General features: G+C 53.1%; 12 protein-coding genes. 5 read left to right on the top strand and 7 right to left on the bottom strand.

Features of this window, described 5'->3' with window-relative positions; all coding sequences use genetic code 11:
* Window positions 1-2 precede the first annotated feature (2 nt).
* Both envC and gpmM read right to left on the bottom strand, forming a co-directional pair.
* Window positions 3-1,262, bottom strand: a complete 1,260-nt coding sequence (envC, locus tag A31E_RS04305; protein WP_001517464.1) for a murein hydrolase activator EnvC — start codon at window positions 1,260-1,262, stop codon at window positions 3-5.
* A 33-nt stretch (window positions 1,263-1,295) separates the two neighbouring features.
* Window positions 1,296-2,840 (bottom strand): 2,3-bisphosphoglycerate-independent phosphoglycerate mutase, encoded by a 1,545-nt coding sequence (gpmM, locus tag A31E_RS04310; protein ID WP_001517465.1) that lies wholly within the window; start codon window positions 2,838-2,840, stop codon window positions 1,296-1,298.
* 244 nt (window positions 2,841-3,084) lie between these two features.
* Here gpmM and A31E_RS04315 point away from each other — a divergent pair, with 244 nt between their 5' ends.
* The 5 genes from A31E_RS04315 to cysE all read left to right on the top strand — a co-directional run bounded on the left by A31E_RS04315 (window position 3,085) and on the right by cysE (window position 6,357).
* Entirely contained in the window at window positions 3,085-3,516 is a 432-nt protein-coding gene (locus tag A31E_RS04315; RefSeq protein WP_001517466.1) for a rhodanese-like domain-containing protein, read from the top strand.
* Between the two features lie 139 nt (window positions 3,517-3,655).
* The gene (gene grxC, locus A31E_RS04320; RefSeq protein ID WP_000024387.1) at window positions 3,656-3,907 is read left to right on the top strand and encodes a glutaredoxin 3; all 252 of its coding nucleotides are present in this window, start codon (window positions 3,656-3,658) and stop codon (window positions 3,905-3,907) included.
* Window positions 3,908-3,969: 62 nt separating this feature from the next.
* Window positions 3,970-4,437: a protein-export chaperone SecB gene (gene secB, locus A31E_RS04325; RefSeq protein WP_000003377.1), complete on the top strand. Its 468-nt coding sequence runs from the start codon at window positions 3,970-3,972 to the stop codon at window positions 4,435-4,437.
* Window positions 4,437-5,456, top strand: a complete 1,020-nt coding sequence (gene gpsA / locus A31E_RS04330; protein ID WP_001517467.1) for an NAD(P)H-dependent glycerol-3-phosphate dehydrogenase — start codon at window positions 4,437-4,439, stop codon at window positions 5,454-5,456. The genes secB and gpsA overlap by 1 nt, the downstream gene beginning before the upstream one ends.
* Window positions 5,457-5,535: 79 nt before the next feature.
* Window positions 5,536-6,357, top strand: coding sequence for a serine O-acetyltransferase (gene cysE / locus A31E_RS04335; RefSeq protein ID WP_001277564.1), 822 nt, complete (start codon window positions 5,536-5,538; stop codon window positions 6,355-6,357).
* A 55-nt stretch (window positions 6,358-6,412) separates the two neighbouring features.
* Here the strand turns inward: cysE and trmL are convergent, their stop codons facing one another.
* From trmL to A31E_RS04360, 5 genes are all read right to left on the bottom strand, one after another.
* Complete coding sequence (trmL, locus tag A31E_RS04340) at window positions 6,413-6,886, bottom strand: tRNA (uridine(34)/cytosine(34)/5-carboxymethylaminomethyluridine(34)-2'-O)-methyltransferase TrmL (RefSeq protein ID WP_000932355.1); 474 nt, start codon at window positions 6,884-6,886, stop codon at window positions 6,413-6,415.
* A 47-nt stretch (window positions 6,887-6,933) separates the two neighbouring features.
* Window positions 6,934-8,124 (bottom strand): quinone-dependent L-lactate dehydrogenase, encoded by a 1,191-nt coding sequence (lldD, locus tag A31E_RS04345; RefSeq protein ID WP_000586943.1) that lies wholly within the window; start codon window positions 8,122-8,124, stop codon window positions 6,934-6,936.
* On the bottom strand, window positions 8,121-8,897 hold the full coding sequence (lldR, locus tag A31E_RS04350) for a transcriptional regulator LldR (RefSeq protein WP_001517469.1): 777 nt from the start codon (window positions 8,895-8,897) through the stop codon (window positions 8,121-8,123). The genes lldD and lldR overlap by 4 nt, the downstream gene beginning before the upstream one ends.
* The gene (lldP, locus tag A31E_RS04355; RefSeq protein WP_001055313.1) at window positions 8,897-10,552 is read right to left on the bottom strand and encodes an L-lactate permease; all 1,656 of its coding nucleotides are present in this window, start codon (window positions 10,550-10,552) and stop codon (window positions 8,897-8,899) included. The genes lldR and lldP overlap by 1 nt, the downstream gene beginning before the upstream one ends.
* Window positions 10,553-10,960: 408 nt before the next feature.
* On the bottom strand, window positions 10,961-13,393 hold a 2,433-nt coding region (locus A31E_RS04360), incomplete at its 5' end, for a YadA family autotransporter adhesin (RefSeq protein WP_024193617.1).

Below are 13,393 nucleotides of genomic sequence, written 5' to 3'. Positions count from 1 at the left end.
ACTTATCTTCCCAACCACGGCTGTGGATTGACCGCCTGACCCTGGCGGCGAATTTCGAAATAGAGTGAAGGCCGACCCTGACCGCCACTGCTGCCCACTAGTGCAATTGGCTGACCCGCGCGAACCTGCGAGCCAACGCTCACCAGTGCGCTCTGATTATAGCCGTAAAGACTCATATCGCCTTTACCGTGCTCAACCACCACCACCAGACCGTAGCCTTGCAGCCAGTCAGCCAGAATTACTCGACCGTCGGCAATCGCTTTAACTTCAGTGCCTTCAGAAGCACCAATAACCATCCCTTTCCAGCGCAGCTCGCCCTGTAGCTGTTCGCCATAGCGATGCAGTGTTGGCCCACGAACAGGCCAGAATGCCTGACCACGCGGTGCACCTAAACCACCGGTACGGGACATCAGCGATTTTTCGCTTTCGGTTGGTTTGTAGGTGGTGCCTTTGCGCGTCGCTTCTTTCTGCCTGTCGCGCACTGCCTGGGCTTCGCGCGCTTCACGTTCAGCACGTGCTTTCGCTGCCGCTTCTGCACGAGCAATGCTATTGCGCAGACGAGATTCGTTGGCGCGCAGCTCGCTTAACTGTTGCTGACCTTGTTGAATGGAAGACTCCAGCCCTGCCAGCGTCTTCTTACGCTCATTCAGCGCCTGGGTCAGCTTCGCCTGTTGGGCGCGCTGTTCATATAACAGTGTTTGTTGTTCGCTCTGTTTCTCTTCCAGTTCAGCACGCTGCATGGCAACTTCTGCGCGCGTCTGCTTCAGCTCAGCGATGGTTTCTTGTCGCGCCTGGTTGAGGTAACCGAAGTAAGCCTGCAAACGCTGGCCGCGCTGGCTTTCTTCACCGCTAAGAATGAGCTGAATACCGGTATGCTCACCCTGACGAAACGCAGCATCCAGTTGCGCGGCGAGGCTGCGTTCCTGAGCGGCTTTTTGCTGCTCCAGCTTAGCAATTGACGCGTTCATCTCATCAATCTGTTTATTCAGTTGATTGAGCGTGTTTTGCGTTTCGCGCAGCTTACGGGTGGCTTCAGAGATCGCCTCTTCCTGCTTTTTCAATTGTGCGAGCAGGCTTGCGCGTTGTTGCTGTTGTTGGCGTACCGCGCGCTCTTTCGCGGCGATATCGGCCTGAATAGACTTGAGTTGGTCGCGGTCATCCGCCTGGGCGGAAAAAGTGCACAACAATACGCCAGCGCTAAGAACGCTGGCGTAAATGATGGGCCTGACTGCAAACCTGCGCGGTTTCGTGGCCCGTGTCATGGTATTAATCGCCTTTCCCCTCATGGGGAGGGATTATTCCACGATGAACAGCGGCTTACCAGTCATCTCTTGCGGGATTTCCATACCCATTAAAGAGAGCATGGTCGGCGCGATGTCAGAAAGTTTGCCACCTTCAACCGCTTTCACGTTCTTATCGCCAACGTAAATCAGCGGAACAGGCAGGTTGGTGTGCGCCGTGTGCGCCTGACCGGTAGCCGGATCGCGCATCTGTTCAGCGTTACCGTGGTCAGCGGTGATCAGCAGTTGACCGCCAACAGATTCAACGGCTTTCGCCACTTCATCCACGCAGTGATCCAGCGCTTCTACCGCTTTAACTGCCGCTTCCATCACCCCGGTGTGACCTACCATGTCGCCGTTCGGGTAGTTACAGATGATGGTGTCGTATTTGCCGCTCTTGATTGCCGCAACCAGTTTTTCGGTCAGTTCTGCGGAGCTCATTTCCGGTTGCAGGTCGTAGGTCGCGACTTTCGGTGAGTTGATCAGAATGCGATCTTCGCCTTTGAACGACTCTTCTACGCCGCCGTTAAAGAAGAAGGTGACGTGGGCATATTTTTCGGTTTCGGAAATACGCAACTGAGTTTTGTCATTTTTCGCCATCCACTCACCGAAGGTGTTAACCAGAGAGGCTGGTGGGTAAGCCACTGAGGTTTTGATGTCGGCGGCGTATTCGGTCAGCATCACGAAATCAACGTTAACCACTTTCTTACGGGCGAAACCGTCGAAATCAGCGTTAACGAACGCGCGGGTGATTTCACGGGCACGGTCAGCACGGAAGTTCATGAAAATCAGTGCGTCGCCGTCTTCCATTGCTGCATCTGGCTGGCCTTCGGCACGGATGACAGTCGCTTTCACGAATTCATCGTTTTCGTCACGAGCATAAGCGGCCTGCAAACCGGCAACGGCGGTATCAGCCTGGAATTCGCCCTGCGCCAGAGTCAGCAGGTCATAAGCTTTTTCAACGCGATCCCAACGGTTGTCGCGGTCCATCGCGTAGTAACGACCAATAATGGACGCTACGCGGCCTTTACCCAGTGCGGCAAATTTCTCTTCGAATTTTTTCAGAGAAGCTTCAGCGCTGCGCGGTGGGGTGTCGCGACCGTCGAGGAATGCGTGCAGATAGATTTTTTCTGCGCCACGTTCAGCGGCCAGTTCTACCATTGCCATGATGTGATCTTCGTGGCTGTGTACGCCGCCAGCGGAGAGCAGACCCATAATGTGTACAGCTTTGCCCGCGTTTTTCGCTTTATCTACCGCGCCAGTCAGCACCGGGTTAGCGAAGAACGCGCGATCTTTGATTTCAACGTCCAGACGAGTCAGGTCCTGATACACGATGCGGCCGGCACCCAGGTTAACGTGACCTACTTCGGAGTTACCCATCTGACGGTCAGGCAGACCGACTTCCAGACCGGAAGCGTCGATCAGGGTATGCGGACGATTGGCCCACAGTGCATCCATTACCGGGGTTTTTGCACTAAAAATGGCGTTATCCTGCTGTTCTTCGCGATAGCCATAGCCATCCAGAATCACCAGTACCATAGGTTTTTTAGAAACCGACATTGCGACAACCTCATACTCAAGAGTCAAAATTTGCGTAATTTTACTACAGCTGAATCGATAAAATAGCCTCTGAAGATCAAATTATGACGCCGCACAGTGAAAGCCGGGGGCTGATTTGCGATTTTTTTTCGTAGCGCCCCGCAAAATTGCATTCCAGTGCACGCGCTGGCTGTATTTGCCGCAACGCGCAGGTATACTCCTTTCCTGGTTTTTTTAATCACTACGTCGGGAGTTGTTACCCCCCATGCAAGAAATTATGCAATTTGTCGGCCGCCATCCCATGCTGAGTATCGCCTGGATCGCGTTACTGGTGGCGGTCCTGGTTACTACGTTCAAAAGCCTGACCTCGAAAGTGAAGGTGATTACACGTGGTGAAGCGACGCGTCTGATCAACAAAGAAGACGCTGTGGTTGTGGATTTACGCCAACGTGATGACTTCCGTAAAGGCCATATCGCTGGCTCTATCAATTTGTTGCCGACCGAAATCAAAGCCAACAATGTTGGTGAGCTTGATAAGCACAAAGACAAACCGGTTATCGTGGTTGACGGTTCTGGCATGCAGTGCCAGGAGCCAGCAAACGCGCTGACGAAAGCTGGGTTTGCGCAAGTATTTGTGCTGAAAGAAGGCGTAGCTGGCTGGGCTGGCGAGAACTTGCCTCTGGTGCGCGGCAAATAATTTACCTGTCGTTTTTTATGCCGCTGATAGTTAGCTGCAATTATGCCCCCAGTGACTTATTGATATAAGCTTCTGGGGATATTCTATTTTGTCGCTACCCTGCAACATAAAACAACAGGTAAAAAACAGGAGCTAAATTATGGCCAATGTTGAAATTTATACCAAAGAAACCTGCCCTTATTGCCATCGTGCGAAAGCATTGCTGAGCAGCAAGGGCGTGAATTTCCAGGAACTGCCGATTGATGGCAACGCCGCTAAGCGTGAAGAGATGATCAAACGCAGTGGCCGCACCACGGTTCCGCAGATTTTTATTGACGCACAGCACATTGGCGGCTGTGACGACTTGTATGCATTGGATGCACGTGGTGGACTGGATCCTCTGCTGAAATAACGTGTGAACGTTGGCATTACATTGCGCAGTATTTAAGGACAACACTTAAGGGTTTTCTACACATGTCAGAACAAAACAACACCGAAATGACTTTCCAGATCCAGCGTATTTATACCAAGGATATTTCTTTCGAAGCGCCGAACGCGCCGCACGTTTTCCAGAAAGATTGGCAGCCAGAAGTTAAACTTGATCTGGATACGGCATCTTCCCAACTGGCAGATGACGTTTACGAAGTGGTACTGCGTGTTACCGTAACGGCATCCCTGGGCGAAGAAACCGCGTTTCTGTGCGAAGTTCAGCAGGGCGGTATTTTCTCCATCGCGGGTATCGAAGGCACCCAGATGGCACATTGCCTGGGCGCATACTGCCCGAACATTCTGTTCCCGTATGCTCGTGAATGCATCACCAGCATGGTATCCCGCGGTACATTCCCGCAACTGAACCTTGCGCCGGTTAACTTCGATGCTCTGTTCATGAACTATTTACAGCAGCAGGCTGGCGAAGGTACTGAAGAACATCAGGATGCCTGATGAACCAACGTAATGCTTCAATGACTGTGATCGGTGCCGGCTCGTACGGCACCGCTCTTGCCATCACCCTGGCAAGAAATGGCCACGAGGTTGTCCTCTGGGGCCATGACCCTGAACATATCGCGACGCTTGAACGCGACCGTTGTAACGCCGCGTTTCTCCCCGATGTGCCTTTTCCCGATACGCTCCACCTTGAAAGTGATCTCGCCACTGCGCTGGCAGCCAGCCGTAATATTCTCGTCGTCGTACCCAGCCATGTCTTTGGTGAAGTACTGCGGCAGATTAAACCGTTGATGCGTCCTGACGCGCGCCTGGTATGGGCAACCAAAGGGCTGGAAGCGGAAACCGGGCGTCTGTTACAGGACGTGGCGCGCGAAGCGTTAGGCGATCAAATTCCGCTGGCGGTTATCTCTGGCCCCACTTTCGCGAAAGAGCTGGCAGCAGGTTTACCAACGGCTATTTCGCTGGCCTCTACCGACCAGGATTTTGCTGACGATCTCCAGCAACTGCTGCACTGCGGCAAAAGTTTCCGTGTCTACAGCAACCCGGATTTCATTGGCGTGCAACTTGGCGGCGCGGTGAAAAACGTCATTGCGATTGGTGCGGGGATGTCTGACGGTATCGGTTTTGGGGCGAATGCGCGAACGGCGCTGATCACCCGTGGCCTGGCTGAAATGTCGCGTCTGGGCACGGCGTTGGGTGCCGAGCCTGCCACCTTTATGGGCATGGCAGGCCTGGGTGATCTGGTGCTTACCTGTACCGACAACCAGTCGCGTAACCGCCGCTTTGGCATGATGCTCGGTCAGGGCATGGATGTACAAAGTGCGCAGGAGAAGATTGGTCAGGTGGTGGAAGGTTACCGCAATACGAAAGAGGTTCGCGAACTGGCGCATCGCTTCGGCGTTGAAATGCCAATAACCGAGGAAATTTATCAAGTATTATATTGCGGAAAAAACGCGCGCGAGGCAGCATTGACACTATTAGGTCGTGCACGCAAGGACGAGCGCAGCAGCCACTAAACCCAGGGAACTTTTGTTACCGCTATGACCCGGCTCGCGCAGAACGGGCCGGTCATTACCTCATCGTGTGGAGTAAGCAATGTCGTGTGAAGAACTGGAAATTGTCTGGAACAATATTAAAGCTGAAGCCAGAACGCTGGCGGACTGTGAGCCAATGCTGGCCAGTTTTTACCACGCAACGCTACTCAAGCACGAAAACCTGGGGAGTGCATTGAGCTATATGCTGGCGAACAAGCTGTCATCGCCTATTATGCCTGCCATTGCTATTCGCGAAGTGGTTGAAGAAGCTTATGCCGCCGACCCGGAAATGATCGCTTCTGCGGCCTGCGATATCCAGGCGGTGCGTACTCGCGACCCGGCAGTCGATAAATACTCAACGCCATTGTTATATCTGAAAGGTTTTCATGCCTTGCAGGCGTATCGCATTGGTCACTGGTTGTGGAATCAGGGCCGCCGTGCACTGGCAATTTTCTTGCAAAACCAGGTATCTGTGACGTTCCAGGTCGATATCCATCCGGCGGCAAAAATTGGTCGCGGTATCATGCTCGACCACGCGACGGGCATCGTCGTTGGTGAAACGGCGGTAATTGAAAATGACGTGTCGATTCTGCAATCCGTGACGCTCGGTGGTACAGGTAAAACCAGCGGCGATCGTCACCCGAAAATTCGTGAAGGCGTGATGATTGGCGCTGGTGCGAAAATTCTCGGCAACATTGAAGTTGGTCGTGGCGCGAAGATTGGCGCAGGTTCCGTGGTGCTGCAACCAGTGCCGCCGCATACCACTGCCGCTGGCGTTCCGGCGCGTATCGTCGGTAAACCAGACAGCGATAAACCGTCAATGGATATGGATCAGCATTTCAACGGCATTCACCATACGTTTGAGTATGGCGATGGGATCTGATGTCCTGTGATCGTGCCGGATGCGATGCTAACGCATCTTATCCGGCCTACGGTAACTAATCTCTCAACACCGCCCCCGGATACCCCAACTGCCGCCAGGCTTCATACACCACCACCGACACCGCATTGGACAGGTTCATGCTGCGGCTGTCCGGCACCATTGGAATACGAATTTTTTGTTCAGCGGGCAGGGCGTCAAGGATGGTTGCGGGTAAGCCACGTGTTTCCGGGCCGAACATCAGATAATCGCCATCCTGATAACTTACGGCGCTATGTGCGGGCGTACCTTTAGTGGTAAGGGCAAACAGACGCTGGGGATTTTCCGCCTCAAGAAACGCGCTATAGTCATGATGACGCGTAACGGCGGTAAATTCGTGGTAGTCCAGCCCCGCGCGGCGCAGGCGCTTGTCGTCCCAGGCAAATCCCATCGGTTCGATGATATGCAGACGAAAGCCGGTATTAGCGCAAAGACGAATGATGTTGCCAGTGTTTGGCGGAATTTCTGGTTCGTAAAGTACGATGTTTAGCATGCTGCCCCCTTAGTGCGGGGGCAGGATAGCAGATATTAATCTAACCCTTAAGCTGCATTCCCTTTCGCCATCGGAGCCAGTGCCGCAGGCAACTCTTTACCCAGCCCCTGAACCAGCGAGTCTTCCGTGATTTCGCTAATTGATTTCGCGCCAGTCAGCGTCATCGCCACTTTCATCTCTTTCTCGATCAAATTCAGCAAGTTTGCTACGCCCGCCTGGCCCGCCGTGGCCAGTGCATACAGGAAAGCACGGCCCAGCAGTACGGTATCGGCACCGAGTGCGATCATACGCACAACGTCAAGCCCGTTACGAATACCGCTATCCGCCAGAATCGCGATATCGCCTTTCACCGCATCTGCAATAGCAGGCAGTGCGCGGGCGGAAGAGAGCACGCCATCCAACTGACGACCGCCGTGGTTAGAAACTACAATGCCATCCGCGCCAAAGCGGACTGCATCACGGGCATCTTCCGGATCGAGGATCCCTTTGATCACCATCGGGCCATCCCAGAAATCACGGATCCACTCAAGGTCTTTCCAGGAGATGGATGGATCGAAGTTATTCCCCAGCCAGCCGATGTAATCTTCCAGTCCGGTCGGTTTACCGAGATAAGCTGAGATATTACCTAAATCATGCGGACGACCGTTCAGGCCCACATCCCAAGCCCATTGCGGATGAGTCACCGCCTGCAAGTAGCGGCGCATTGCGGCATTCGGACCGCTCATACCCGAGTGTGCGTCACGGTAGCGTGCGCCCGGCGTTGGCATGTCAACGGTGAAAACCAGCGTCGAACAACCCGCGGCTTTTGCCCGTTCCAGCGCGTTACGCATAAAGCCGCGATCGCGCAGCACATAAAGCTGGAACCACATTGGGCGCTTGATGGCTGGTGCAACTTCTTCAATCGGGCAAACGGAAACCGTCGAGAGAGTAAACGGAATGCCATGCGCATCTGCCGCTTTTGCTGCCTGGACTTCGCCGCGACGCGCATACATGCCGCACAAGCCCACCGGAGCCAGCGCCACTGGCATCGACAATTTCTCATTAAACAGCGTCGTTTCCAGGCTTAAGTCAGACATGTTTTTCAGAATGCGCTGGCGCAGCGCCACGTCGGACAAATCTTCTACATTGCGGCGCAGGGTGTATTCAGAATATGCGCCGCCATCCATATAGTGGAACAGGAACGGCGGCAGAATGCGTTGTGCGGCGGCGCGATAATCGCTGGCTGCGGAAATAATCATGCGTTTTTCTCCCTCGAATGCTCATGATGCTCACCGGGCAGGCGGGTAATGCGTGCGCGGCGTGCCTGATCTTCATCGAATCGTTTTATGGTGGTGTGGACAAAACTGAGATGCGCCATCATCGCTTTACGCGCACCGTCGGCATCACCAGCAAAAATGGCGTCAATGACTGCCTGATGCTGTTCAGTCAGTTGCGAAAAAACGGGCGGAACCAGATACATCCGCTGGCGACTTTGCATTACCGAGGACTGCAGGACATCAAAGAAACCGCGCATGGTCTGTAGCAGAACAATGTTATGTGAGGCTTCGGCAATCGCCAGATGAAAACGAACGTCTGCTTGTGAGGCGAGGTCCGGGTCTTCGCTGAGCGTTGCCTCAAAGCAAAGCTGAATTTTCTCTTTGTCGCCAGGCGTGGCGCGCATCGCCGCATGCCAGGCGGTGCTGGCTTCAATGGCGTAGCGGGCTTCCAGAATATCGAAGCTGTAATCCGGATCATCGGCCATCAGCGTTTTCAGTGGTTGGACGATGTTTTGCTCCGACCATGCATCATGACGCCAGCGAATAAACGTCCCGCCGCCGCGTCGGCTGAGCAGCACGCCTTCGCTTACCAGTTTTGCCAGCGCCTCGCGTAATGAATTACGCGACACGCCGAGCTGCATCGCCAGTTGACGTTCAGCGGGCAACTTCATGCCCGCCTCCAGATTTTTTTCATCAATCAGCGCCCGCACACGATCTGCTACCTCGTCTGACAGGCGTCTGGGTATAACCATCATTAAGGAATCATCCACGTTAAGACATAGGCCTGCAGCGTGGTGATCACGCCCACCATACAGGTGAAGATCAGGCTGTGTTTGACAGTAAAGCGGAACAAATCAGACTCTTTGCCAACCAGGCCTACTGCCGCACAGGCGATGGCGATAGATTGCGGAGAGATCATCTTGCCGGTGACGCCGCCGGTAGTGTTGGCTGCAACCAGCAACAGGTCAGAGACGCCAATTTGTTGTGCTGCTGTGGCTTGCAGAGCGGCAAACAGGGCGTTAGATGATGTATCCGAGCCGGTCAGGAATACACCCAGCCAACCAAGGAATGGCGAGAAGAAGGTGAATGCGTGGCCGGTGTGTGCCAGAGCCAGCGCCAGTGTTGACGACAACCCGGAATAGTTCGAAATAAAGGCGAACGCCAGCACCATACCAATGGAGTAGATGGGCAGCGCCAGCTCTTTCAGCGTGTTGCCGAAGGTGCTGATAGCGTCAGACGGTTTCATTTTCAGCCAGATAACAGAGAGCAGCGCAGCAAACAGAATGGCGGTGCCGGTGGCAGAGAACCAGTCGAACTTAAACACGGCTGCATAGGCGGTGGCTTCGCTGACCACCGGCGGCATACGAGCAACCAGTTTATCGAGGTACGGCACCGGAATGTTGATGACCCACTCATACAGCGCTCCGCCCGAAGCGAACAGGGCTTTAAACGGTGGAATACTCCACAGTGTTACGGTGGCGGTCAGGAACAGGAACGGTGTCCAGGCACGCAATACCTGACCTGCGGTGTAACCGGTGTGAGCCAGCGTCATATCAACCTGTGACGCCCCCAAATCACCGAAGCGGAAAACGCGCACCGGCTGCCAGCGTTTGAGGAACAGTGTCAGGCAGAGTAGCGATACCAGCGAAGAGATAATGTCCGGCAGTTCCGGCCCAATGAAGTTGGAACTGAGGTACTGTGCGATGGCAAACGAACCACCCGCAACCACGACCGCAGGCCAGGTTTCTTTGATACCGCGCCAGCCGTCCATAATTGCCATGATCCAGAACAGCACGATAATAGTCATAAATGGTAGCTGGCGGCCCACCATCTGGCCAATCTCAAAGCTGTCGATGCCTGTTACCTGCCCGGCAACCAGAATCGGAATACCCATTGCGCCAAATGCCACCGGTGCGGTGTTAACAATCAGGCACAGCCCGGCGGCGTACAGTGGTTTAAAGCCCAGGCCGACCAGTAAGGCTGCGGTAATCGCGACCGGTGCGCCGAAGCCTGCAGCCCCTTCGAGAAATGCGCCAAAACAGAAACCGACGATCAGCATTTGCAGGCGCTGGTCAGGGGTTATTGAAAGAATGGACGAGCGGATGATGTCAAACTGCCCGGTTTTCACCGAGATCTTATAGACGAATACCGCTGCAATAATAATCCACGCGATCGGCCACAGGCCGTAGAAGAAGCCATAAACCACGGAGGCCAGCGCGTTGGCGACCGGCATTTTATAGAACAGCAAAGCTACCGCCAGAGCGATAGTGACCGTCCAGGTGGCGGCGACGTATCCTTTCAGTTTGAGCTTAATCAGCGCAAAGAAGAAAAACAGGATGGGAAGCGATGCTATCAGGCTGGAAAGCCAGATATTCCCGGCGGGATCATAGTTTTGTTGCCAGAGATTCATTGCAGGTCTCCTGGAGGCCACGCACATCGTGTAATGAGTCTGTTGCTCATCTCCTTGTCACACGTTGTGTAAAAGTGGCACTGCCAATTTTGTTGTGTAGGGATAATGACAATGAATGGTTAACCAAATGTTATATGATGGCAACGTTAATGTGAGTTTGAATTGATGAACTGTGAACCAGAGGCCAGATAAGGGAAGAATTGGTAGGGCCAATTTGGGGTGAGGAAGGTGTCTGGTAAAGAAAAGGGCAATCCTCATCAGAGAATTGCCCGCAGATTGTTGACCTGGTGCACCTTATTTTGCCGGATGCGGCGTGAACGCCTTATCCGGCCTACAGGAATTTGTGGAATCCTCCTGTAGGCCGGATAAGCGTAGCGCATCAGGGTTTACCCATTCGTTAATGGATAATTACCACTGAATACCGGCACCGAGTGCGGCGGAGTATTCGCCCTGGCTATTGGTACTACCTTGTAATTTGTAGACCCAACGACCGTTGGCACTCACCATCGATACACCTAAAGCAACAGCCGATTCACCGTTATAAGTACCGCCCCCAATAGAAGCCATGCTGGCACCTGGCGTGTAGGCCTGAGGCAGACCAGTCATCGCCATTGCCGAAGCGATACCACCGCTCATTTTTTTCTCTACGCCCTTCACTTTGTTATCCATTTCAACCATTTTCTGGTCTGTGTAGCTATTGGTATCCTGGATACTTTGTTTTAGCTGTGCGTAGTTAACCGCATCGTGATCGTTCACAGCGGCTGACACATTACTGATTTGCGTCGTGCCCCCCTTACCATCACCCAGGTTTAACGTACTGTAGTTAATCGTACCGTCTTCATTCGTACTGTAACGAACACCACCCTCAGTGGACGATTTCAACTGTGCGACGTTCACTGCATCAGTGTCATTTTTACCGGCAGCAACATTGGTGATGCGGCGCTGATTAGTTGATGACCCCACAGATATGGTATTGGTTTCATCGGCGATCGAACCTGTACCTAAGGCTACACTGTTATCTGCAGCAGCGATTGATCCTGAACCGATAGCGACGCTGTCCGCCCCCTGTGCATTGGCATCCGCACCGGTTGTATTTGCCTTGAAGTATTTCGTACTTCCGGTAGTAACAATATCGCCAATACCATTCTCGATGTTGGTAACACGGGTATCGAGATTGCTCACCTGATTGTTCAGGTTATTGATACTGGTCGTGTTGATCTCAACGCGCGCATCCGTCACTTTCAACTGGCCAACATTAACCGCATCGGTATCCTGTGAGCCCGCTGCCACATTAGTGATTTGCCTCTGACCATTGGTGCTGCCTACAGAGAATTCACCCACCGAGTTTTGCGGGGCATCCATATTGTAAGCGGTATAGTTGCTTTGGGCCCCAACGGTGGTTTGAGAACCATTACCCATTGCAATGCTGTTAGCATGGTTCGCGCGAGCACTGGAACCGATAGCGATACCGTTAATTGCGTCCTGTACCACTAAGGAGCCAAAACCAATACCAATTCCGGCATCACCATTGACCACTGTTTTTGCACCCATCGCCAGAGAGTCCGTCCCAACGGCCAGTGAATCCTCTTCTTTCGAGTTTGAGTGGAAGTACTTAGCAGGAGTGCTTGCAACTGAACCTATCGCATTTTGCAACTGACGGACAGTGACGACGTCATGAGCCTCTGAACCATCTGCGACGTTAATGATTTGGCGATAACTTTCACCATCTTTACCTACAGATAGCGCACCGAGTAATTCGCCATCAGTGGTGTCATAACCAATGACAACCCCGTTTTCCGTTACGCTGCCAGAACGGGAGCCCTTGACGATGACACGGTCAGAGGTGGAGCCACTGCCCAGTGCTATACCGGAGTCGATCGAGCTGACACTGTCTCGACCAATAGCGAGGCTGTTTTCACCCGATGCGGTCGCGTTATAACCCAACGCGGTAGAGCCGACGCCCGCTGCGCTGGCATCTATAAAGGTCAAGCCGGTATCGTTTGTACGGACGTAATTTACACCTGCACCATGCTCTTCAATATAGGTCGTACTGGTGTCGCCAGCGAGCTGGTTAATCATATCGCTATTCTGGTTGATGAGCACATTTGTGGCATACAACTGAGAACCATTAACCGCATCGGTGCTATCAACCGCCACGTTACCGGCTTTTACATTAGTGATTTTACTGGTGGTATCACCATCGTGGGCCGCACTAAAGGCACCTGCGTTATCATCCCAAATCATTGCATCATCAAGCGTCGAGTCTATCGCGCTCAGTGCATCACCTACATTATCGTAGTCAGTATTAGCGATAGTATAGGCTGGTGCGTTGATTGTGCCGTCAGCATTAACAGTGGAACCACCGCCAAGAATGTCACTAATAGAGTTGCTTACATCATAGAGCTGTCCACCGTTCACTGCGTCTGCGCTGTCTTTAGAAATTGAACCGGCGGCGACGTTAGTGATTTTACTGGCACTACCACCATGACTGGCTGTGAATGTGCCTGTTTTGGCATCCCAGGCAAGGGCATCACCGAGTGAGGCTACAACTGAGGAGTCAATAGCGGCTAATGCTTCACCTACGTTATCGTAATCAGTGCCCCCGATATTATAGGTTGGTTCAGTAAACACGCCGCTTGAATCAACAGAGGCATTTCCACCCAAATAGTTAGCGATAGAACTGCTCAAACCATACAGTTGTCCGCCATTTACGGCATCGGTACTTGACGACGATAGTGTTCCCGCCGCCACATTAATGATTTTGTTGGTGGTGCTGGTGCCGTGTTTGGCACTGAACGCCGTACCATTCCACTGCAGGGAATCATCTTCCAGACCCGTGAT

Source organism: Escherichia sp. KTE159 (assembly GCF_000408805.1).
Lineage (GTDB): Bacteria > Pseudomonadota > Gammaproteobacteria > Enterobacterales > Enterobacteriaceae > Escherichia > Escherichia marmotae.
This window is presented reverse-complemented; position numbering and strand designations above follow the sequence as displayed.